This window comes from Thauera sp. WH-1 (genome assembly GCF_047806685.1).
In the GTDB taxonomy this organism is placed as follows: Bacteria; Pseudomonadota; Gammaproteobacteria; order Burkholderiales; family Rhodocyclaceae; genus Thauera.
This window is the reverse complement of sequence record NZ_JBLQGP010000009.1, coordinates 44,235-66,620: the sequence shown is the minus strand read 5'-3', so window position 1 is coordinate 66,620 and position 22,386 is coordinate 44,235. Positions and strand designations below refer to the sequence as shown.

The window sequence follows — 22,386 nt, the reverse complement described above, 5'->3', positions numbered from 1 at the left end:
ACCATGGCCGGACTGCTGGTTCAACTCGACCTGACAGTATCCGGCGCCGACCTGTCCGCCATCGCGGGCAGCATCGGCGGCGCCTACGGCGACCTCGGCCGCCTCATCGCCAGCTGGCAGAGCGGTCCGCCGGGCGATTTCGGCAGCGCGCTCGCCGGCCTCGCCGGCCTGCCGGTGCCGCAACTGTCGGGCGGCTTCGACTTCAGCGCCGGCTTCGGCAACCTGCTGCCCAGCCTGCAGGGCGAGCTCGGCGGGCTCGCGCAAGGCCTGCAGGCCGACATCGGCGCCCTGCCCGAGCGCCTCGGCGCCGAACTGCAGTCCGCCTTCGCGCCCCTGCTCGCGCGCATCGCACGGCTGCAGGCCCTGTTCGACACCGACTGGCGCTGCGGCCTCGGCGTGACCGCCGGACCGACGGCGGGGGCGGGCGGATCCGGCGGCGCAGGCGGCGGCACGGCTGACGGCAGTGGAAGTGGTGGAGGTGGAGGTGGCGGCAGTGGCAGCGGCACGGGATCCGGCGGTGGCGCGCCCACGGCGCCGGCGAACGATGCCGGTGCGCTCGACGCCGACCAGGTCGCCGCCGCGCGCGCATTGATCGACACCCTGCCCGCCGACCTCTCGGTCCCCAGCCTGCTGCGCTGGGTGCATGCGCGCGTCGGCACCTTCCGCCCCGGCTACTTCCAGTTGCGCTCGCTGCCCCTGCTCGACGACCTGCGCGACCCGCTCGACACGCTGATCCGCTGGGACGACGCCAGCGCCGCCAAGGTCGAGGCCGAACTGCGCCACACCATCGAGCAGCTCGCCGCGCTGATCGCCTTCAACACCAGCGCCTGCATCACCCGCGCCGTGCCCGCGGCCGAGCTCGCGGCCCAGCCCGGCGCTGCGCTCGGCACGGCAGGGGCGAACTTCGTTGCGGCGCTGGGCACACTCGCCACCGCCACCGCGGCCCAGCCCCCTGATGCCGTGGCCATCGCAGCCGCGCTGGCGAGCGCGCAAGGCCTGCGTGCGCCGCTGCTGGCGGCGCGCAACGCCGCCCTCGCACCGGCCAGCGCCGAGGCCCGCGACCGCCTGATGAACGCCCTGCTCGAGCTGCCCGGCACGCTCGACGCCGGCCTGTGCCGCAGCCTGGTGCTGCTGCTGCCGCGCGCCAGCTTCGCCGACCTCACCCAGTCCGCGCCCGGGCTCGCCGTCGCCAGCCTGCCGGCCAACGCCTTTGCGCCGCTCGAGGCCCTGATCGACGACATCCGCGCCCGGCTCGAGGCCGTGCTCGATCTGCTCGACATCAGCGCCGTCAGCGCGCCCGTCAGCGCCGCCCTCGACCGCGCCCGCGGCGCCATCGCCGCGGTGGAGGGCCAGCTCGCCGCCCTCGGCGCCAGCAGCGCGCGCGCCTTCGAGGAGGCACGCGGCCAGATCCAGGCGCTGGACCTCGCGCGCCTGCAGCAACAGCTCGAACAGGCCCTGGGGCACGCCGTGGCGGCGATCGAGACGGCGCTCACCACCGCCCTGTCGCCCGCCACCGCCGCCCTGGGCCAGGCCTTGCAGGCCGCCGACGCGGCGATGGACGCAATCGACCCCGAGGTGCTCACCGCGCCGCTGCAGCAGATCCTCCAGCCGCTTGCCAGCCTCAGCCAGCAGGACGGCGTGGTCAAGCTCATCCAGGTGCTGGAGCAGGTCAAGGCGCTGGCCGACTCGCTGTCGCGCATCTCCTTCGCCCCGGTGGCGGACGAGGTCATCGCCGCCATCGGCAAGCTCGAAGCCGTGCTGCGCGCGATCGACCCGGCCACCCTGCCCGCCCCCGGCCCCGAGCTGATCCGCTCCGCCATGAGCGTGCTGCCACCGTCGCTGGTGCCGCTCACCGACCCGCTCATCGTCAGCCTCGACACCCAGCTCGAGGCCAGCCCCACCGACCTGCTGCTCAAGCTCAAGGCCCTGCCCGAGGAGGCCCGCGCGCGCCTGCTCGAGTTCTCGCCGCGCGCTGCCCTCGGCCCGCTGCTGGCCGAACCCTTCGCCGCCGTGCGCGACGGCCTCGCCGCCTTCCAGCCCGCGCTGTGGCTCGACCAGGCCGAGCGCGCGCTGGCCGACACCCGCCAGCGCCTGGGCCGCCAGCTCGACGTCGGCGCCGCGCTCGCCGCGCCGGCGCAGGCCCATGCCGCGCTGGTGCGCGAGCTCGAGGGCCTGCGCCCATCGGCCCTGTTGCAGCCCCTCACCGACACCGTGCGCCAGGCCCTGCAGGGGCTGGACGCAGCCGTGCCGGCGGGCGAGCTCGGCGACGGGCTGAGCGCGGCACTCGACCAGGTGCGCAGCTTCGGCAATACGCTGGCGAGCGCGCTCGACGTCGCCGACCACGTGGTCGGGCGCCTCGACGCGCTCGGCGATGCCGGCAACGAGTTCGATGCCTGGCTCGACAGCGTCCTCGCCAAGGTCCCCGAAGCCGCCACCGCGGCGCAGCTCGAGGCTCTCGAGGCGCTGCGCCAGGCCGCCCTCGGCAGCAGCGCCGATGCGCTGCGCGCACAGTGGGCGACGCACCGCGATGCGCTCGCCGCGGCCCTCGCCAACACCAGCCCCGCCACCCAGTCCGAAGCGCTGCTGCGCGAGCTCGCACTCGCCCGCGCGCGCATCCGCGGCCGGCTCGGTGCGCTGCCGCCGGCGCTCGCCAACCCGATCGCCAGCTGGCTGGACGAGGCCGACACCCGCGCCGCCGAGGACGGCCTGCTCGCCTTCGCCGCGCTGTCGCGCCGGCTGGCCGAAACCGACGCACGCATGGCGACCCTGCTCGACCAGCTCGGCAGCCGCTTCCCGGCCGAACAAGGCCCCTTCGCCGCCTTGCTGCCGGGCCGCCCGGCACAGCTGCGGGCCTGGGTGCGCGAAGCCCTGGTGCGCCAGTTCGGCCGCCCGCTGGTGCTCTTCATCGACAGCCTGCAGGTGCTGGCCGCGCTGCTGCGCAGCGCCTCGGCCGCGCTGCGCCGGCTGGTCGATGCGCTGCAGTCAAAGCTCGACGAGCTGCTGGCCGCCCCGCAGGCGCTGACCGAGCTGCTCGCTGGCATCGAGTCGCTCACCGACCGCATCGCCGCACTCGACCCGGGGCTCTATGCGCAACAGGTCGACAGCTTGTACCGCGACCTGCTCGGCGAGCTGCGCGCCCTCGACCCCGCCGGGCTGCGCCAGCCGCTGGAAGCCACCCGCGACCGCCTGCTCGGGCGCATCTCGCTCGACGCGGTGATCCCACCCGCCCAACGCGCCCAGCTCGACGCCCTGCACCGCGAACTGCAGACCAAGGTCGGCGCGCTCGACCCCGACCCGCTGCTGCTGCAGCCGCTGGACGAGACCTGGCGGGCGACGGTGGAGCCGCTGGTCGCCGCGCTCGACATCAGCGCCTCGATCCAGCTCATCATCGCCTGGATCGACGGCCTGCCGCCCGAGCTGCGCCTGCACATCGGCCGCGTCGACACCGCCTACACCGCGCTCCTTGCCAGCGCCCCCGGCGGCAGCGGCGCGTCGGTGAGCGTGAGCGCCAGCGTCAGCGTGGGCACCTAGGAGAACCGCACGATGCTCGGCTCCCTGCTGATCCAGCCACAGATGCTCAGCCGCATGCAGGGCCGCGGCGCCGGCGACGAGATCGCCGACGAGATCGTCGCCCTCGCCCATCTGCTGAGCCTCAACCCAGCCGCGGCCGACGCCATCCGGCCCGCCTTCGAGGCCGCCGGACAGCGCTTTGCCGACAGCGTGCTGAGGCGGCTCGGCCCCCGCCTGCCGCAGGCGCTGACCGAGCTGCGCGGCCTGATCGAGCCGCTCACCACGCCCCTGGCCGCCTTCGCCAGCGGCCCGCCGCCGGCCTCTGCCGCCGACCTGCTCGAGCGCATCGCCGACGGCCTGGAGCGCCTCGCACCGCTCGCCGGGCTGCTGTCCGACGCCCAGATCCGCAGCATGCTGCAGCGCGCCAGCCGCATCCTCACCGACACGCTGGGCTTGAGCCAGGCGGGCTTTCGCGCCGACTTCCTGGTCATGCTCGGCGAGGTGCGCGCCGAACTGCGCACGCCTCCACAGGGCGCCAGCGCGGCCATGCGCGCCGTGCGCGAGAGCTTCGCCTGCCTGCTCACCCGCCTGGAAGAGGAGGTCTATCCGCGCTTCCCGACCCTGGACCTGGACGTCGACCGCCTCACCGCCCTCCTCATCCGCGCCTTGCGCGAGACGCCGCTGCCGGCCCTCTCCGGCCAGGCCCCATGCCTGCTCGGCCGCATCGAGGCGGTGCTGCGCCTGCTCGCCGAGATCAGCCGTGCGGCGGCCAGCAGCGCCCGCAGCCCCCAGCCGCGTACGGCCGCTCCCGCTGCCGCGTCCTCGGCCGGCCGTCGCGGCAGCCGCGCCAGCGCCCGCGCCGACGGCGCGCCGACGCGCGACCAGGACGGGGAATACTGCTGGTACGCGTCCTGGCTGTACGCGCGCCACCGCCAGGGTTTCTCCAATGGCGCCGGCATCGGCTTGCTGCAGCTTGTCACGCCCGGCTATCCCGGCGACGAGGTCTGGCTCAGCACCGACGGCAAGTGCCTCACGCTGCGCCGCGCGGGGCTGGATGACGCGGTGCTGCACCGCGCCGACACCCCCTTCGCCTGGCATGCGGCGCCGCAGTTCGCCGGCCCGCCGAGCCGCGAGCATTTCAGCTTCGGCGCATTCTCACCCGAGTTCCTGGAGGGCTGGACCCAGGCCAGCGCCATCCTGCAGAAGCTCGCCGCCGGCTTCTGGCATGCCGTTGAGATGGGCCAGGGCGAGCGCGAGTACGCCTGCAACATCCCGCTGTGGCTGTGGCACTGGACCGACGGCATCGCACGCGGGGCGGGCGGCGCGCCGCTGCCCTCGCTGATCAGCCGCTCGCTCGGCTGGGGCGTGGGCTCGACCTGGCTGTTCTCCTCGCTGCTGCCGATGCTCACCGTGCTCGGCGGCGCCTTCGAGGGCGTGCACACCAAGACCACGGCCGGGCTGGGCTTCCTGCAATGGCTCACGCTGATCGGCGGCGACGCGCTGTCGGCCTACACCATCAGCAGCGCCACCCAGGGCGTCAATGACCTGTTCCTGTCGCTGTTCACACTGATCAACCAGACCGGCGCGGGCGGCCCGCCGTCGGCGGGCGAGGACCTGCGTCCGGCCAACTGGCAGCGTGCCGACGCCGTCATCGGCCTCGTCAATCTGGTGATCGGCTTCGGCTTCCGCGGCCTGATCCCGCGCGACGACTATGGGCTGCCCTTCGGCAAGGACGGCGGCGCCGCCTTCGGTCCGCTCTACGTCCCCTGGATGTTTCCCTGCGCGCCCCTGGTCGGCGCCTTCGCCAACACCATCGGCACCCTGTTCGCCTGGGCCATCGCACGCACCCACAGCCCGGGCCAGCTCGGCGAGAAAGTCGCCTCCGGTGCCCTGTCCGGCTTCCTCACCTTCATCGTCGAGTTCTACGCCCAGCGCGACGGCAGCACCGACGACGGCCACTACAACCCGCGCATCGACCCTGCGGACAGGCCGTATGCGGACGCGGCGGGCAACCCGCGCACCGACTTCATCGGCTATCCGGACAAGGCCGGCTCGCCCTATCACCTGCCCTACGCGGCCGACACCGCGATGTACGTCGGCCAGGCCAATCTCGGCTTCTTCAGCCATGCGCGCTGGAACAGCTTCCCGCAGATCTACGCCTACGACTTCGCGCACGATTTCGGCGACGAGATCCTCGCCATCCGCGATGGCACGGTGGTCGATTTCTTCGACTGGATCCCGGACAACATCAATCCGGATGGCGCGCAGCAGACAACCGCACGGACCGCCTCGAACGCCGTGATGGGCGCGGCCTGGCGCAACGGCAAGCCAAGCTGGAACTACATCATCGTGCGCCACGACAGCCTCATCAACGACCAGGATCGCGACCAGGGCGGCACCCCGGTCACCACCTATGCCGTCTATGGCCACGGCGCCACCGGCGGTGTGCGCGAGCTGTGGAATGCCCTCTACGGCAAGGCCGCGCTCGACATCATCGGCACCCGCGTGCGCCGCGGCAATCCGGTCATGCGCGCCGGCAGCACCGGGGTGAGCTTCCACAACCACCTGCATCTGCACCTCGTGCCCGGTCCCGGCCCGGGCGCAGCCACCCACACCCCACCGCGCCCCATCCTGCAGGAGGGCGATCTGGGCAGTTACACCCTGCCCTTCGTGTTCGCCGACGCCCCGGGCGACGGCGTGCTGCGCAGACTGCGCTGGTACCGCTCGGCCAACACCCGCAGCACGGAGCTGCCGCCATGATCGGCGACGCGCTGATGGACACGCTCGGCGGTGCGCTTGGCCTGGGCGCGGGCAGCGCCGCCCTGCCGCCGCCGCGCGCCAAGGTCTCGCGCGGCGGCGGTGCGCCTGCGGCAGGCGGCTTCGGTGCCGAGCTCGTCGCCCTGCTCACCGGCCCCAGCCAGCCCGACCCGCTCAGCACCGCGCTGATCGGCGCCGAGGTCACGCTGCTGCCGGCGCCCGGGCTGTCCTGCTGCCGGCTGCGCTTCCTGCCGCGCACCGACTTCCCGTCGCTCGCCGCAGGCGATGTGCTCAAGCTGCAGCTCGGGGCGGGCGACGATCCGCCCACCGTCTTCAGCGGCCCGATCACCCTGCTCGGCGGCGCCAGCGGCGTGCTCGAGCTCGTGCTGGGCTCGGCGGCCACGCCGCTGGCGCGGCTGCGGCGCAACGCCGGCTACGAGAACCAGGGCTTCGCCGACCTGCTCAAGCTGTGGGCCGGCGAGGCGCCGCTCCGCGTCGGCGACCTCGACGCCGGGCCCCGGTTTGCCTTCCTCGCCATCGACGCCCAGTGCTCGCTGTGGGAGTGGATGGCCCGCCTCGGCGCGGCCGCCGGCGTGCCGGTATGGACCGACGCCGACGGCCGCCTCAACGCCCACGCTGCGCGCGGCCAGCCGGTGGCAAGCTGGGCCTGGGGGCGCGACCTGCTCGCGCTCGAGACCGACCTGCACGACCCCGCGATCACGCCCTTCGCCCCGGGCGCCACCGGGCGCGCGCACTCCGGCGCCTGGAGCGACGGCGAAAAACCGGCGCCGGGCACGGGCGGGGGCGGTGTCGCAGTGGGCGGGGAGGCGGCTGGGGCAGGCCCGGGTGGCATCGCCGGCGCGGCCGCGGCGCTGCTCGGCGGCGCGCCCGGCGGTGGCGGCAAGCTCGCGGGGCGGGTGCGCATCCGCGTGCCGGGCTGCCCGGCGCTGGACATCGCCAGCCCCTTCCGCCTCGAGAACTGCCCCGGCGGGCGCGGCGACGGCGACTGGGTGGCGGTCGCGGTGGCGCACCGGCTGGCGCCGGGCCAGGGCTTCATCACGCGGGCGACGGGAGTGCCGGCATGAGCGAGCTCTACGACACCATCCAGCAGATGATCCGGCGCGAACTCGCCAGCCGTCGCCAAGCCGAGATCGGCACCGTGCAGGCGGTGTTTCCGGGGGCCTCGGACGGCACCGCCTACAGCGCCGACGTGGTGCTGCGCGACACCGACCTGGTGCTGCGCCACGTGCCCGTCGCCACCCCGCGCAAGGGCTTCGCCAGCCTGCCCGAAGTGGGCGACCTGGTGCTGGTGAGCTTCGTCGGCGGCGCGCTCAACCGCCCGGTGGTGTGCGGCACGCTGTACAACCAGGCCGACACGCCGCCCGCCAACGCCGAGAACGACTGGGTGCTGCAGTTGCCCTCGGGCGCCGACGCCGGGGACGGCGGCGTGCGCATCGAGATCCGCCAGTCCTCGCCGCAAGGCTTCAGCGTCAGCCTGATGGGCGAGCGCTTCAAGCTCGAGGTGCAGGACGACGACCCGGTGATGCGGCTCAAGGTGGCCGACGCCACGATCAGCATCGACGGCGGCGGCGGCGTGAAGATCGACACCGCGGGCGACCTCGCGATCTCCGCGTCCGGCACGCTGAGCCTCAAGGCCGACGGCGACGCCACGGTCGAGGCCGGCGGCAACCTCGTGCTCAAGGGCACGATGGTCAAGATCAACTAGGGCCCACGAGGACACGCGACCATGAGCCTGCCAGCCGCGAAAGAAGGCGACCGCATCCTCGCCACCGACATCCACATCCAGATGGTGCCCAGCCCCGGCGGCCCGGTGCCGACGCCGCTGCCCAGCCCCTTCGTCGGCACGATCGACGGCGGCCTGTCGTCCGATGTGTTCATCGAAGGCAAGGCCGCCGCCACCAAGGACTCGACCGCCACCAACACGCCCAGCCACATTCCCAGCGCCGGCCCCTTCCAGAAGTCGCCTTCCAACAGCGCCACGATCCTCGCGGGCTCGGCCACGGTGCTCATCAACGGCAAGGCGGCCGCGCGCATGGGCGACATGGCGCAGACCTGCAACGACCCCGCCGACCTGCCCGCCGGCAGCGTGATCGCCAGCGGCAGCGTGCTGATCGGATGAACGCCATGCCCAGCTTCCGCCCCCCGCCCACCGAACACCTGCTGCGCGACCTCGCCATCCATGCGGTGCATCGCGAGCTGCGTCCGGTGTATCGCCCCACCGAGACGGCGAAGCAGCCGCGCGCGGCGTGGGACTTCGTCGCCCGCGAGGGGCTGGAGAACCTCGCCCAGGCGGTGATCCTGCGCCTGCTGACGCCACGCGGCGAACTGGCCGCGCTCGGCCACCCGGACTACGGCTCGCGGGTGCATGAGCTGATCGGGCGCGAGAACGACGGCCCACGGCGCAACCTGCTGCGGCTCTTCATCCTCGAGGCGTTGAAGGCCGAGCCGCGCATCGACAAGGTGGCCGAGCTGCGCGTCGAACCCTCGCCCGGCACCCGCTCCACGGTCGACGTCCTGCTGCGGGTGAAGCCGGTCGCCGCCACCGAGCTGGTGACGATCGGCCCCTTCTCCATCGAACTTGCCGTGTGAGGACGCCATGTCTTTCCGCCGCAAAACCTACCCCGAAGTCGCCGAAAGCCTGCTCAACCGCCTGCTGGGCGGGGTGAGCGGCGAGACCCACCCCTACCCGCCGGCGCGGGCCACGCGCGAACCCTACCGCCATGCGCTGGAGCGCCCGCCGGTCGACCGCATCACCGCGGTATGGGGCGCACGCAATGGCGACACCCACCGCTTCGCGCCCGATGCCGACTATGCGCTGTCGGCCGACGGCGCCGAGCTCGAATGGCGCACCGGCGGCGCGCGCCCCGACGAGGGCACGGCCTTCGAAGTGCATTACCTGCCGCGCCAGCGCGAGATGCGGGTCAATGACCTCTATCCCGGCTCGGTGGTGCGCACGCTGATGGAGGCGGTCGCGCTCGAGACCGCCGGCCTGTACGCGCAGATGGAGACGGTGTACCGCGCCGGCTTCCTCGACACCGCCAGCGGCGGCGCGCTCGACCATGTGGTGGGCCTGCTCGGCATCCGCCGCGTGCGCGCCGGGCGCAACAGCGGCGAGCTGCGCTTCAGCCGCGCGCGCAACACCGCGGGCGAGATCACCATCCCCGCCGGCACCCGGGTCGCCACCGCCGACGGCGCAATCGAATACGAGACCACCGCCGACCTCACCCTGGTCGACGGCCAGGCCGCGGCCAAGGTCGCGGCGCGCGACCTGGTGGCCGCCAACGACGCCCTCGCTGCCGACAGCCTGGTGCTGATGGTGCGCCCGATCGCCGGCATCGAGTCGGTCACCAACCCGGCCGCCACCGCGCGCCAGGACCGCGACGAGAACGACGACGAGTTGCGCAGCCGCGCCCGCCGCTTCCTCGCCGGCTCGGCCCGTGGCACGCGCAGCGCGCTCGAGGCCGCAGTTGCCGCCGAAGGCTTGCGCGCCGAGATCCTCGAGCCCGCGCCCGGCCGCGTCGACATCCAGTTGCAGGGCGTGCTCGACCCCGACCACCGCGCGCGTCTCGACAAGGCGGTCCTCAGCGTGCGCCCGGCGGGCGTGCAGGTCCTGATCCACGACGGCAGCCCGCCGGCGAAGATCAGCCTCGACCTGCGCCTGAGCACCGCGGCCGGCCTGCTCGATGCCGAGCTGCGGGCAATCCAGGACAGCATCCGCAAGCGCTACGCCGACTACTTCGCCCGCCTGCCGCTCGCCAGCGACGGCAGCCTGACGCGCCTGGTCGGGCTCGCGATCGGCGTCGACGGTGTCGAGGACGTGCGCATCACCGCCGCCAGCGCCGACGGCACCGACGTGCTCGACGCCGCGCAGGGGCTGCTGAAGCTGGCGACGTTGTCGACCGAGCTGGGCGCGGTGCGCATCGTCGACCCGGCGCTCGCCACCGGCCTGCGCCTGCTGCTGCGCTACCCGCGCAGCGCCGCCATCCCCGACCAGGCCAGGCTCGCCAGCGCCACCGAGGCCGCCATCGCCAGCCTGAACCAGCTCGCCGAGGCCGGCGACGCCAGCGACGATGCCAGGCGCGTGCTCGACTGGAGCCGGCTCAGCCGCATCCTGCCGCTGCCGCATGCGGGCTGGAGCAGCGCCACGCTCGAGCAGCAGCTCGCCGGCGCGGCGGGCGCCAGCGCCGACGACCTCGCCCCCTACACCGTGCAGTGGGTGCTGACCCGCCCGAGCGCCCTCAGCCAGGTGCTCGACGGCCCCACGGCGCCCGGCTTCGCGCTCGCCACCGGCGAACGCCTGTCGCTCGCCGGCGTGGTGGTCGAGGTCAAGCCCAAGGATGCGCCATGAGCACGAGCGACCCCGCGCACCGCGCCTGCCCATGGAGGCCCGCATGAGCGCACGCGATCCGGCCTATGCCAACCAGCTCGAGCGCCTGCTCGCGCTGCTGCCCAGCCTGTGGCGCCCGCAGCACGACGAAGGGGGCCTGCTCGCCGACTGGCTGGCCGCGGTGGCCGCCGCCCAGGGCGAAGCCGCCGCCGAACTGCAGCACGTGCTGCGCGCACACTGGTGGGACACCGCCGACGCCGCGCTGTGGGCGCGCCACTATCAGGCCGAGCGCACCGAGCGCGGCCTGCCGCCGGCCAATGTGCGCGCGCCGCGCGATCGCGCCGAGCTGCAACGCTACCCCTGGGTGCGCGACCTCGCCCGCCTGGGCGCCCTGCTCGACCTGCCGCCCTGGCAGGAGCCGGCCAGCCTGCGCGAGAACGTCGAGGAGTACCGCCAGCGCCTGCCCGACATCGTCGACGCCTGGCGCCTCGGCCTGACCACGCCCGACGCCTTGCGCCGCCTGGTCGATGCCGCCCTGCCCGAGGACATGGCCGCGCCGCTCGCGCGCCAGCGCAGCCGCTTCGCGCTCGAGGAGCCCGCCGTGGTGCTGCGCCAGGTGCGCGCGCTGAGCGCGCCGCCGACGGTGCAGCAGGGCGAGCGCGTCGCCCCGCTCGCGCGCTGGGCGCTCGACACGCCGACGACGCCCGGCTTCGTCCTCGCCGGCATCGCCGCCGAGCCGCCTTGCGCCGCCACCGCCGCACCGATGATCGAACGCTACACGCCCGGCGCCCGCCCGCTCGGCATCGGCCTGGCCTGGACCGGCACGCTGGCGCCCGACCAGGCGCTGCGCCTGACCCCGACCCGGCGCGGCTGGCTGGCGCGTGACGCCCACCTGTATGCCACGGTGGCCGAATCGGCCGCCAACGCCGCGCGCGACCCCTCGGCCAACGGCCCCTGGCACGAGGCCGCCAGCCTGCCCGCGGGGCGCATCCTCAGCCTCGCCGCCGCCCCGGACGGCAGCCTGTGGGCCCTGCAGCGCACGCTGCAGACCTGGCGCGTGCAGCGCTTCAATGGCACGAATTTCGCCGCGGTCGAGACCGACGCGCCCGATGGCCCCTACCTTGCCCTGTGCTGCGCCGGCGACTCGGCCTGGCTGGGCACCGCTGCCGGGCTCTTCCGCTGCCCGCTGTGGCCCGCCAGCGGCGGCCTGCGCTGGCACGCGGCCGCCGGCTTCGGCGGTGCCGTGCGCGCGCTGGCGACGAACGGCTCGACGCTGTACGCGGGCGGCGCGGACGGCCTCAGCGAGCTCGCGCTCGATGCGCCGGGCGACAGCCTGCCGCTCGAACGCCGCCACGCCGGACTCGACATCCATGCCTTCCTCGTCGAACCCGGACGCGAACTGATCGCCACCGCCGGCGCGCTGTTCCAGTTCCGCCAGGGCCTGTGCTGGCGCTACGAAGGCGCCGCGGTGTCCGAGCACCTGCCCGACTGGCAGGCCGAGACGGCCGCCGCGCCCGGCCTGCACAGCCCGCTGCCGCCGCTAACCGCGCTGGCGAGCACCGCCGACGGCAGCCTGTGGCTGGGCAGCGGGGCCGGCCTCGCGCGCTGGCATGTGGCCGACGGCGAGGGCACCCGGCTCGAGGCCTTCCCCGAGCTGATCGGCGCGGTGCACAACCTGGTGGTGGATGAGCGCAGCCTGCTGTGGATCGCCGCCGACAACGGCCTGTTCCGCTACGACGGCCGCGACCTCGCGCGCCACGACATCGAGGCCGGCACCTGGATCGCCGAGGGCCGCGCCGACACCGCCTACCCGAGCGACTTCGCCAGCACGCCGCGCGGCCACTGGCGTTTCGACCGCGAGCAGGCGCGCTGGCTGCGCTGGGATCCCGCGCAGCGGCGCTTCGCCGACCCCGGCCTGGCCGACCGCCGCGCCGGCACCGGCGGCGAAGGAGCCGGCGAGGGCGTCGCCGCCCTGCTGTTCGCCCCTGGCGTGCGCGCCGAGCTCGGCCAGTGGGACGCCACCACAGGTGGCTTCAGCGCGAGCGCCGAGCTGCCGCCCGCCGAGCTGCGCCTGCGCGTCAAGCCCGACGAGCTGCGCGTCGTCGATGGCATCGCCCCCCTGCTACCGCCGCCGAGCGGGCGTGGCGACGAGCGTTGGCGCTACCTGCAGCTCGCACCCGGCGCGGCGCCGCCGCCCGGCGACAGCCACTGGTGGTCCACCGAGGGCCAGCTCTTTCCGGCGCCGGCACGCAAGGCCGCGCTACCAGGACATTTCCGCAGCGACCCGGTCTTCCTCGCCGATGCCGAGCGCGAAGGCCAGTTCGACCACCTCGCCTTCAGCTACCCGCCCTCGGCGCGGCTATGGGCCTTGCTGCCGGACGGCCCGGCGGTCGGCATCCGCCTCCGCCTGTGCCTCCCCGACCCCGACGCCGCCGCCGACCCGGCGCTGATCGAGCGGGTGTGGAAGCTGGTCGAGCGCGCCCGTCCGGCCGGGGTGCCGCTGCAACTGATGGTCGAAGGCAGAATCGTCAAGGAGAGCACATCATGACGCTGGAACAAGCCATGGCAATCGTCGCCGGACTCGGCGGCAAGGCGCCGGGCCACCTGATCCGGGCCGAGGACTGGAATGCACTGGTGAGCGTGCTCGACACCTATGGCGCGCAGATCGACGCCCTCGACACCGGGCTGCAAGGCCTGCAGGCCGAGGTCGCCACGCTGGCGACGAACCTGCAGGCGGCGATCGCCGCGCTGGAAGCACGCGTCGCACCGCTCGAGGGCCTGGACGAAGTGGTCGCGCGCATCGACGCCGAAACCGCCCCGCTGCGCGAGAACTACCTGCTCAGGGTCAGCACCACGAGCGAGAACTACTTGGTCGGCCAGGTCGCCGAGCTGGTGTTCACCGCTACCGCGCTCGATGGCAGTCCGCTGCCCGAGCCCCGCCCCTGGCTCGACATCGTCACCACCTGGGGCCGGCTGCGCGCTGCGCCCGGCTTCGTGGTGCGCGAGAACGCAGAAGAAAACGCGCTCGCGGTGCAGTTCAACAACACCGGCCAAGTGCGCGTGCAGTTGCGCTCGCACTTCACCAGGGGCATCGCCGCCAGCACCGAGGCGGCCTTCGCCGGCGTGCTGCAGGCCCAGGCCGGCAGCAGCGGCAAGACGGTGATGCGGGTGCTGCAGGAGGCCGCCTCGCCGCAGGATCCGGAGGCGCAGATGGCCTTCCGCTCGATCAGCGCGATGTACGAGGGCAACCACAGCGTGCGGGGCTTCGCCGACACCTATCTGGAGCAGTACACCGGCGGGCGCATCATCGGCGGCATCGTCGTCAGCCCCGGCGAGTGGCGCAACTATCGCGCCACCGTGATGGCCTTCGCCAAGCCCGATGCCGTCGCCACCTCGCCCGACCCCACGCGCGGCGTCGCCACCATCCAGGTGAACTTCCGCGAGTGGATTCCGAACTGGTCCTTCGGCCACATCGAGACCGTCGATCCGGTGCTGCCCGACTGGTCGCGCCTGCTCGAGCTCAACATCCGCGTGCCCGACCTGGTCCATCGCATGGTCAGCGAGCTCGACAAGCGGGCGCTCAACACCGGCGTGCTCGGGCGCATCCGCGACATGAAGGCGCTGGAGAAGGCGGCCAGCGTCATCAACCCCGGCAACGACACGCTGATCCAGCACGGCAAGGCGATGATGCAGGGCGCGCTGCAGATGCAGTTCGCCACCGGCTCCGCCGACACCGGCGTCGCCGGCGGCTACGCCCGCCAGGCCGGTATCACCCAGCAGGTCAGCCAGACCGCAAAGGCCGCGCAGGACACCGCGCTCGATGCCGCCACCGCCAAGCAGGCGGTCACCGTGCTGGAGAACCGCGTCAGGGCCGCCGAGCAGACCGGCAAGGAGATCAGCGCCGGCCTGCGCTCGCTCGGCGACGGCATCAACAAGATCGACGTCGTCCAGGTGGCCGATCTCGGCTCGCGCCTGAACGCGATCAACACCTCGCTCAGCGGGCTGGCGAGCAAGATCCGCTGAGGGCCCGCGTCCCCGACACCGCGCGCGAACCGAGGCCAACCCGACCCGCGGCCAACCCACTCCTAGGCGAACCATCTCCAGGGCCATGCCGATCGTCTATCTGCAACCGAGCGACCTCTCTGCCGTGCAGGCGGCGCAGGTGCTCGACTTCCTGAACCGGGCGACGAGCCCGGCCCAGCTCGACCGCGACATCGAGTTCCCGGGCGAGCCGGACATCGGCCTGCGCCTCGGCCAGCGCCTGCTCGATGCGCGCGCGGCGCTCGGCGGGCAGTTCACCGACATCGTGCAGGTGCGCGCGATCCGCCTGATCGGGCCGGAACGCTTCACCGAGATCTGCGTTGCCGCGCTCGGGCTCGACCCCTTGCGCTGGATCGAGCTGTTCTACGGCGGCGCCCCGCTCGCCCCGCAGGCCGAGACCGGCCTCGGCGTCAGCATCGAGGTCCAGCCGCAGGCGGCCTGGCTGGGGCAGCCGCGCACGCTGCGCCTGCGCGTGAGCGACCGCGGCGGCACGCCGCGCGCCGGCGTACCGGTGACGGTGCAGTGCGGCCTCGGACGGCTGGTCTACATGTACGGCTTCCGGCGCCTCGAGGGCCAGGCGGTGACCGTGCTCAGCGGCGCCGACGGCACCGCCGAGCTCGAGCTCCTCACCCCGCCGTCCGAACCGCTGTCCGAGAACCAGCAGGCCGCGCTCGAGCATGCGCTCGCCCGCCTCGACCCGCAGGCGCCCCACCCGCTCGAACTGGCGCCGGCCCTGCGCGCGATCGCCGAGGAATACCTGCGCGACCGCAGCTACAGCCTGCGCAGCGCGATCGACCTCCATGTGCGCGACCACCGCGAGGCCATGCTCGACAGCGTGAACCCGGGGCGCTGGCGCATGGCCTGGCCGGCCGACAGCGCCCTGGTGCAGGCCGACGCGCTCGCCGACGAGGACAGTGGCACCAGCCTCGCGCGCGCGGTGCGCACGCTGACCTGGATCAACTGGGTCGGCCCCTGGCTGAGCTTCATGGCCGAGCTGCTCGCCGATGGCGACGCGCTGGCGCGAAGCCTGGCTGCCACCACCGCCGAGGGCGGGGCCGGCGGCAGCCAGATGCTGGGCCGCTTGCTCAATCTCGGCCAGGCCCACCTCGCCAGCCACGCCGGGCGCGCCGCCGAATGGCTGGGCCGCCAGCAGGTCACGCAGACGGTCGACCGCTTTCTCGGCGCCGGCGTGGAGGCGCTGGCGCCGGCGGTGCGCGACGAGGTGGTGCGCCAGCTCGGCGTCGCCGCCAGCGGTCTCACGCCGCGTTCGCTCGGCGGCTTCACGCTGGCCGACAGCACGCGCAGCGAACTCGATGTCCGCATCGACGCGGTCGCCCAGGGCAACCTCGCCCGCTTCGAGTACCTCAGCGCGCTGGCCACCGACATCGACGGCAAGGCCGCCCTGGTCGACCGGCACATGCAGGAGCTGCAGACGATCGCCACCAGCGTGCGCCAAGACCGTCTCGTCGTCGAGGCGCGCCACACCGATTTCAACACGCGCTACGCGCAGTTCGATGCCCGCTACGCCGATTTCGACGCCCGCTACACGGACTTCGACTCGCGCTACACCACCTTCGACTCGCGCTACACCCAGATCGACGGCCGGCTCAACGAGTTCGATACCCGCTACGGCCAGTTCTCGACCGACCTCACCCGCTTTCGCACCGACCTTGCCGGCTTCGACCAGAATCGCGTCACGCTTACCGACCGCATCAACACGGTCGACAGCAACCTGAACTCGGTGGTACGCCTGAACAACCTGCGCCAGCGCGGAGGCTGAGGTGAGCCCGTCCGCCCCCCTGTCCGCCCCCCTGTCCGCTCCGGCGTCCGCCCCCTTCGGCCTCTATCCGAGCGCGAGCTTCAATGCCACGACGCAGCTGAAGGCGGGTGCCACGTTCGTGCTCGACAGACCGCTCGCCAGCGGCACCGGCAGCGTCGTGTTCCGCCGCTCGCTGTGGCTGCCGCTGCCCGCGGCCTGCCGCGACGCCCGCGCCCTGCAGCTGGCCGACAGCCAGCTCGAGCTGCGCTTCTCGCCGGGCGAGCTGACCCTGGCGACCGACGACCCGCACTGGTTCTCAGCCGTCGACGACGACCGACGCCAGCAGACACGGCTGGCCTTCGTATGGCCGGCGACGGTGATCCGCATCGACGGCCCGCATGCGGGCAAGCCTTACGCGTTCGGCCTGCACCGCGCCGACGGCGAGGCGGTGTCGGCCGAAGCCACGCAGCGCGGGCAGACCGGCGTTGCGCTCGCCCCGCCCTGGCAAGGCTCGCCGCTGGTGGTGCGCTTCGACCATCCGCTGCCTGCAAACGTACGCGCCGACACGATCCGGGAGGCAATGCTCACCAGGCCGCGCGCCCAGCCCCAGGCACGCGCGGCCGCCCCGCCCAAGGGCGGCGAGATCCTGCAGGCGCAGGACGCGGCGCTGGCCGCCGAGGTCGGGGCGTTCGCCCAGCGGCGGCTCACCTCGACGCTGGTCCCTGGCGTCGCCATCGCCGCCCGTCCGGCAAGTCCGCGCCTGCGCCTGATGCTGCTGGAAGGGGGCAAGGAGCGGCTGCTGTGGCAGGCGATCGAGCCGGGCGAGCACGCCACGCCGGTGAGCCTGCCTGGCTCCGCGCTCGCCCAGGAATGGGCCGCCGCCCTGGAGCAGATCGTCGCCACCTGCCGCAAGCTGCCGCCCGGCGCCGATCTGCCCGGCCTGCGCCTGGACATCGAATCCGACGCACCGTGCCTGCTCAGCGTGCCGCATGCCGCGCTCGCCCTCGACGCCGAATACGACCTGCTTGCCGCGCCTGCGGCCGCCGATGCCGACCCGGATGCCGACCAGGACACGACCGCCGACGGGCTGCGGCTGGTCTTCGATGGCACTCGCCACAGCCGCCTGGCGATCGCCCTGCCCCCGCCGCAAGCGGGCGCCCGGCGTGCGCTGCAGCTTGGCGGGCGTATCCGCTGCGCCGACACGCCGGCCGTGGGCGCCGAGCCGGCCGCGTCCGGCGCCGATGCGCGCCAGGGCCTGCTGCTCGAGGAAGATCAGCGCGTCGAGGGTCGCCTGGTGCTGCCCACGCCGAGCCGCGTGGCCGGCCTGGCCCTGGGCTGGCATCCCTTGTCCGCACGCCTGCGCGGCAGCCTGCGCGTGCTGCCCGCCGACGCCCGGCGCGGTGCGCCGGCCCTGCTCACACAAGGCTTCGACTTCGACACCGCCAGCGCCAGCGCGCTGCGGTTCGCGGTGCGCTGGCCGGCACTCGACCTGCAGGCGCAAGCGCTGCGCATCGAAGTGGGGCTGCAGGAAGGGCGCGGCATCTGGCTGAGCGGCAGCGAGGGCGAGGACTGGCGCCTGCACCGGGATGCGGGCGACCCCGACGGCCGCGGGCTTGCGCTCAGGCTGCAGCTTGCCTGGCTACTCGACGACAGCGCCGACGGCACTGCCGATGGCTCGGTGCGCCGGCCGTCCTTCCATCTCGGCGCTCAGGCCCTGCCGGCGACCGGCATCGAGACGGGGCGCTTCTCGCTGCTGATCGCGCCGCCGGCACTCGACGCATGGCCGGCGCAGCCCCTGTGCGTGGAGTCCGGCATCGCCGCCGAGCTCGCCATCGAGCGCGCAAGCCTGACGCTGCGCCTGGGCTGAGGGCCCGGGGCGCCGTCTGCCTGAAGCGTGCGCCGCGCGGCCGGCTCAGAACTCCACGAACAGGTGTGACAGCTCAGCGGCCTCGCCGACCGTATAGCCCGAGGCGCGCGCGCTGGCCTGGCGGGCGAATTCGAGGTCGGCCGCGTAGTCCGCATACACCCGATACAGCACCTCGCCACGCGCGACCGGGTCGCCGAGCTTCTTCAGCAGGTCCACCCCCGCCCCCTGCACCTTGGGCGCGCCGGCGACGCGGGCGATGCGGGCGAGTTGCAGGTTGTCGATGCCGGTGACCAGGCCATCGGCCTCGGCCAGCACCTCGAAGCAGAGGCGCGCCAGCGCGGGCGCATTGTGGTCGAAGGGCTTCGCGCCCTGGGCGCGGATGATCGCGTCCATCTTGGCCAGCGCACGGCCGGAGTCGAGGATGTCGCGCGCAATGGCAAAGCCGTCGCCGCCGCGCACGTCGGGATCGAACTCGAGCATGCGCCCGGCCAGGCGCAGCGCCTTCTGGCGCAGGTCGTTGGGCGCGCGCGGGTCGTTCTCGAGCACGCGCATGACGTCGCGCGCCTCCAGCACCGGCCCGATGCCGATCCCGATCGGCTGGCGGCCGTCGGTGATGACGACGTCGATGACGAGGTTCATGCGTGCGGCGACGAACTCGAACAGCTTGCGCAGGCGCTGCGCCTCGGGCATCGAGCGCACCTTGGCGGTGGGTCCCACCGGGATGTCGAGCACGAGGTGGGTCGAGCCCGCCGCCACTTTCTTGGACAGGATGGAGGCCACCATCTGCCCGGGCGAGTCGATCGACAGCGGGCGCTCGACCGAGATCAGCACGTCGTCGGCCGGCGACAGGTGGGCGGTGCCGCCCCAGGCGAGGCAGCCGCGGTGCTCGCGCACGATGTCGGCGAGCGCATCGACCGGCAGCTCGACCCTGGCCAGCACCTCCATGGTGTCGGCGGTGCCCGCCGGCGAGGTGATCGCGCGCGAGGAGGTCTTGGGGCACAGCATGCCGTGGGCGGCAACGATGGGCACCACCAGCATCGAGGTGCGGTTGCCGGGAATGCCGCCGATGCAGTGCTTGTCGACCACCGGACGCTCACGCCAGTCCAGACGCTGGCCGACCGCCGCCATCGCCTCGGTGAGGAAGTACACCTCCTCGCGATCGAGCTCGCCCTGGTTGCTGGCGACAACGAAGGCAGTGAGCTCGATCTTCGAATAGCGGTGCTCGGCAATGTCGCGCACGATGGCACGGAAATCGTCGCGCCCGAGGCGCTCGCCGGCAATCTTGCGGTGCAGCGCCGGAATCGAGGACGGCGGCTCCGCCTGCTCCACCATCGCCGGGTGGCCGTTGTCCACGCCGAGCTGGGCAAAGGCGTCGAGCGACAGCCCGATCTCGTTGCAGCGCACGATGCGCGGATCGTCCACCACGTTCAGCGTCGCCAGCACGCGCCGGCCATTGGCGCGCACCTCGACCTTGGCCAGCGCCTGGAAGCCTTCGGCGCGGTAGATCTCGCAGTCGCGATGCAGGTAGGCGACGTTCTCGCGATAGGTATCGATCGCCACCCGCCGCAGGCTCAGCGGAAAGGGCTGGTCCTCGGGACTCGCGGTCGGTTCGGGGGGAGAAGGGGCAGGCGTCGCGTTCATGCCGAAAAGACTACACCCGCCTGCCCGGCGCGCGCAGCTCCATCGTCGATGCGGCGCGTCACAGCGCACGCTTGCCAGGCCTCATGGGGTCGATCGTATGCCGGCTTAACAAATGTCAACGCCGTCAAGCGCCTCGATGCTTAAGCTGTGATGGAAATCACACTTACAAACCGAGGAGCCATCATGACCAACCGCAACATCTCCTTCATCGTCAAGGACCAGAACCCCCTGATGCTGCGCCCCACGGACACCGTGGAAGTCGCCTGCCAGCGCATGTGCGAGCGCCGCGTCGGTGCGGTGCTGGTGACCGACGCCCATGCCCACCTCAAGGGCATCTTCACCGGTCGCGACGCCGTGCAGGTGCTGGCGCGCCACGGTGATGCCGCGCGCGTGCATCTGTCCGAGGTCATGACCGCCAAGCCCGACACCATCGCCCCCGAGCGCACCGCGATCGAGGCCTTGCGCATGATGTGCGATGGCGGCTACCGCCATCTGCCGGTGGTCACCGACGGCAAGGTCGTCGGCATCGTGTCGCGCAGCGACTTCAAGGGCCTCGAGCTCGACCAGTTCGAGGACGAGGTCAGCCTGTGGGAACGCATCTGCTGAAGCGCGCAGCGCTCACGGCACGACGCGAAAGCGCAAGGTGCCGATCATGCGGTCGTCGTCGGTCAGCACGCGGATCTGCCAGCGCCCCTCGGGGCGCTCGGGGAAGTTGAGCTTGCGCGTCCACGCCCGGTAGCCTTCGGCGCGGCCGCCGCTGACCTCGAGTTCGATGCGGTCGACCTCCTTGCCGTCGTGCAGCCAGACGTGGCGGACGCGCTCGCGCAGGCCGAGCGGCGCATGGATGGCGGTGTAGGCGTACAAGCCCTGTTCGCGCAGTTGCGCCGCGCCGATGCGCGCGAGCGCTTGTTGCGGGCGTCGTTCGTCGGTATCGACGGCGGTGGTCACCGCCATCTCGGTCATCCTCAGCGTGGCCGGTGGCACCCACAGGCGGGCGAACCAGCCCGCCGCGCCGAGCGCAGCCAGCAGCGCGAGCACCAGCAGCCCGCGCCACCAGCGCGGCACGGTGATGGAGCCGGCCAGGGTCGGAAAGGACAGCAGCACGGCCACGCCGAGCGCGAGCTGGTAACTCGTCATCGCCGGCAGGCGCAGGATCAGCGGCAGGGCCACCAGCAGCAGCACGAACAGCGTGAAGGTGTGGTAGCCGAGGAAGAGCCAGCGCCGCGGCGCCAGCCGGCGGTAATACACCGGATCGACGATGGCCACCAGCGCCGCCAGCGCCACGGCACCCGAGAACAGCGCCTGGCCACTGTTCCACGAGGTGCTGGCGATGAAGAAGGGTAGCGCGAAGAACAGGCTTTCCTGGTGGGTGAACTGGGTCAGGTAGCGCAGCAGCACCGGTGGCAGGCCGAAGCCGAAGCGCGCCGCCAGCGCATTGCTCAGCACCCGCTCGAGCACCAGCAGCAGCCAGGCCACCAGCATCGCCGCCGCCATCACCCGCCCCACGCCTTCGTGACGCTCGATCAGCCAGAAGCTCAACACCCCCGACACGAAGCCGAAGGCCGCGACCAGGCCCGGGTGCCGGCGCACCCAGATCAGCAGCCGCAGCAGGCGGATCTTCAGGACCGCCATGGGCTCATCCCGGGATGCCCGCCGTCACTGCATCAGGTCGCGCAGGTCGGCCACCGCCTCGCGGCCGAAGTCCGCATCCAGCAGGTAGTCGATCAGGTGCATGGCGCACTCCGCGGGCGCGACCAGGCCGCCACTGCGCTGCATCTCGACGAAGCGATCGCGCAGCGGAAAGTATTCGGTGGTGGTGGCGCGGATCTCGCCCTGCATCGCGGTGTCGAGCACCCCCGGCGCCAGGCTGCAGATGCGCAACCCGGGGCTGGCCTCGAGCTGCACCGCGCGGGCGTGGTGATCGAGCGCCGCCTTGCCGGCGCAGTACACGCTCCAGCCGGCATAGGGCTTGCGCGCCGCACCGCTCGAAACATGCAGGATACGACGCTCGCCAGCCGCCGGGCTGGCCGCCACCAGGGCCGCGGACAGCATCAGCGGCGCGGCCACGCTGAGCGCGATCGCCTTCGCCACCGCCGCCGGGTCCTGCGCGGGCAGCAGCGCCATCGGCTGCAGGGTGCCGGCATTGTTGATCAGCAGCACGGTCTGCGCTCCCGCCAGCCAGTCGCGCAGCTCGGCCCCGGCAAGCCAGGCCGCGAGCGCGGCGCTGTCGGAGAGATCGAGCCGGTGCTCGCGCAGCAAGCCGGGGTGGGCGGCGGCCAGTGCCGCGTTGGGCTGCCTGGCCAGTCCGAGCACGCCGATGCCGCGCGCCAGCAGTTCGTCGGCGAGCGCCGCGCCCAGGCCGCGGCTGTGTCCGGTCACGATCGCTTTCGTCCTCAGCGCTGCTTCCATGGTCTTCTCCTCCATTGCGTTCACCTCCACCGTCGTCGTCGCCGCATTCGCGCG

At 73.1% G+C, this 22,386-nt stretch carries 15 protein-coding genes; 12 read left to right on the top strand and 3 right to left on the bottom strand.

Annotation, left to right across the window (positions count from 1 at the left end):
• The first annotated feature begins 3 nt into the window (after nucleotides 1-3).
• The 11 genes from ACMV5O_RS10735 (at nucleotide 4) to ACMV5O_RS10685 (ending at nucleotide 18,282) form a co-directional block, all read left to right on the top strand.
• Nucleotides 4-3,531 (top strand): hypothetical protein, encoded by a 3,528-nt coding sequence (locus tag ACMV5O_RS10735; protein WP_416163457.1) that lies wholly within the window; start codon nucleotides 4-6, stop codon nucleotides 3,529-3,531.
• A gap of 12 nt (nucleotides 3,532-3,543) precedes the next feature.
• Entirely contained in the window at nucleotides 3,544-6,270 is a 2,727-nt protein-coding gene (locus ACMV5O_RS10730) for a M23 family metallopeptidase (RefSeq protein WP_416163456.1), read from the top strand.
• Entirely contained in the window at nucleotides 6,267-7,352 is a 1,086-nt protein-coding gene (locus ACMV5O_RS10725) for a hypothetical protein (RefSeq protein WP_416163455.1), read from the top strand. The genes ACMV5O_RS10730 and ACMV5O_RS10725 overlap by 4 nt, the downstream gene beginning before the upstream one ends.
• Complete coding sequence (locus tag ACMV5O_RS10720) at nucleotides 7,349-7,993, top strand: phage baseplate assembly protein V (protein ID WP_416163454.1); 645 nt, start codon at nucleotides 7,349-7,351, stop codon at nucleotides 7,991-7,993. Before ACMV5O_RS10725 ends, ACMV5O_RS10720 begins: the two co-directional genes overlap by 4 nt.
• Before the next feature lie 21 nt (nucleotides 7,994-8,014).
• Nucleotides 8,015-8,407, top strand: coding sequence for a PAAR domain-containing protein (locus tag ACMV5O_RS10715; RefSeq protein ID WP_416163453.1), 393 nt, complete (start codon nucleotides 8,015-8,017; stop codon nucleotides 8,405-8,407).
• A gap of 5 nt (nucleotides 8,408-8,412) precedes the next feature.
• On the top strand, nucleotides 8,413-8,877 hold the full coding sequence (locus ACMV5O_RS10710; protein WP_416163452.1) for a hypothetical protein: 465 nt from the start codon (nucleotides 8,413-8,415) through the stop codon (nucleotides 8,875-8,877).
• 7 nt (nucleotides 8,878-8,884) lie between these two features.
• Nucleotides 8,885-10,636, top strand: a complete 1,752-nt coding sequence (locus tag ACMV5O_RS10705) for a baseplate J/gp47 family protein (RefSeq protein ID WP_416163451.1) — start codon at nucleotides 8,885-8,887, stop codon at nucleotides 10,634-10,636.
• A gap of 43 nt (nucleotides 10,637-10,679) precedes the next feature.
• Nucleotides 10,680-13,163 carry a hypothetical protein gene (locus ACMV5O_RS10700; RefSeq protein WP_416163450.1) on the top strand — a complete coding sequence of 828 codons (2,484 nt, stop codon included), beginning with the start codon at nucleotides 10,680-10,682 and terminating at the stop codon, nucleotides 13,161-13,163.
• Complete coding sequence (locus tag ACMV5O_RS10695) at nucleotides 13,160-14,638, top strand: hypothetical protein (protein ID WP_416163449.1); 1,479 nt, start codon at nucleotides 13,160-13,162, stop codon at nucleotides 14,636-14,638. Before ACMV5O_RS10700 ends, ACMV5O_RS10695 begins: the two co-directional genes overlap by 4 nt.
• 85 nt (nucleotides 14,639-14,723) lie before the next feature.
• Nucleotides 14,724-16,436, top strand: coding sequence for a hypothetical protein (locus ACMV5O_RS10690; protein ID WP_416163448.1), 1,713 nt, complete (start codon nucleotides 14,724-14,726; stop codon nucleotides 16,434-16,436).
• Between the two features lies 1 nt (nucleotide 16,437).
• Nucleotides 16,438-18,282, top strand: a complete 1,845-nt coding sequence (locus tag ACMV5O_RS10685; protein ID WP_416163447.1) for a hypothetical protein — start codon at nucleotides 16,438-16,440, stop codon at nucleotides 18,280-18,282.
• Nucleotides 18,283-18,327: 45 nt separating this feature from the next.
• Here the strand turns inward: ACMV5O_RS10685 and ACMV5O_RS10680 are convergent, their stop codons facing one another.
• On the bottom strand, nucleotides 18,328-19,923 hold the full coding sequence (locus ACMV5O_RS10680; protein ID WP_416163446.1) for a thymidine phosphorylase family protein: 1,596 nt from the start codon (nucleotides 19,921-19,923) through the stop codon (nucleotides 18,328-18,330).
• 183 nt (nucleotides 19,924-20,106) lie between these two features.
• Between ACMV5O_RS10680 and ACMV5O_RS10675 the strand changes: the two genes are divergently transcribed.
• Entirely contained in the window at nucleotides 20,107-20,529 is a 423-nt protein-coding gene (locus tag ACMV5O_RS10675; RefSeq protein WP_416163445.1) for a cyclic nucleotide-binding/CBS domain-containing protein, read from the top strand.
• Nucleotides 20,530-20,541: 12 nt separating this feature from the next.
• On the opposite strand, the gene ACMV5O_RS10670 is transcribed toward ACMV5O_RS10675, so the two are convergent.
• Together ACMV5O_RS10670 and ACMV5O_RS10665 are read right to left on the bottom strand one after the other, a co-directional pair.
• Complete coding sequence (locus ACMV5O_RS10670; RefSeq protein WP_416163444.1) at nucleotides 20,542-21,555, bottom strand: DUF5924 family protein; 1,014 nt, start codon at nucleotides 21,553-21,555, stop codon at nucleotides 20,542-20,544.
• Nucleotides 21,556-21,579: 24 nt separating this feature from the next.
• The gene (locus tag ACMV5O_RS10665; RefSeq protein ID WP_416163443.1) at nucleotides 21,580-22,332 is read right to left on the bottom strand and encodes an SDR family oxidoreductase; all 753 of its coding nucleotides are present in this window, start codon (nucleotides 22,330-22,332) and stop codon (nucleotides 21,580-21,582) included.
• Between the last annotated feature and the right edge of the window lie 54 nt (nucleotides 22,333-22,386).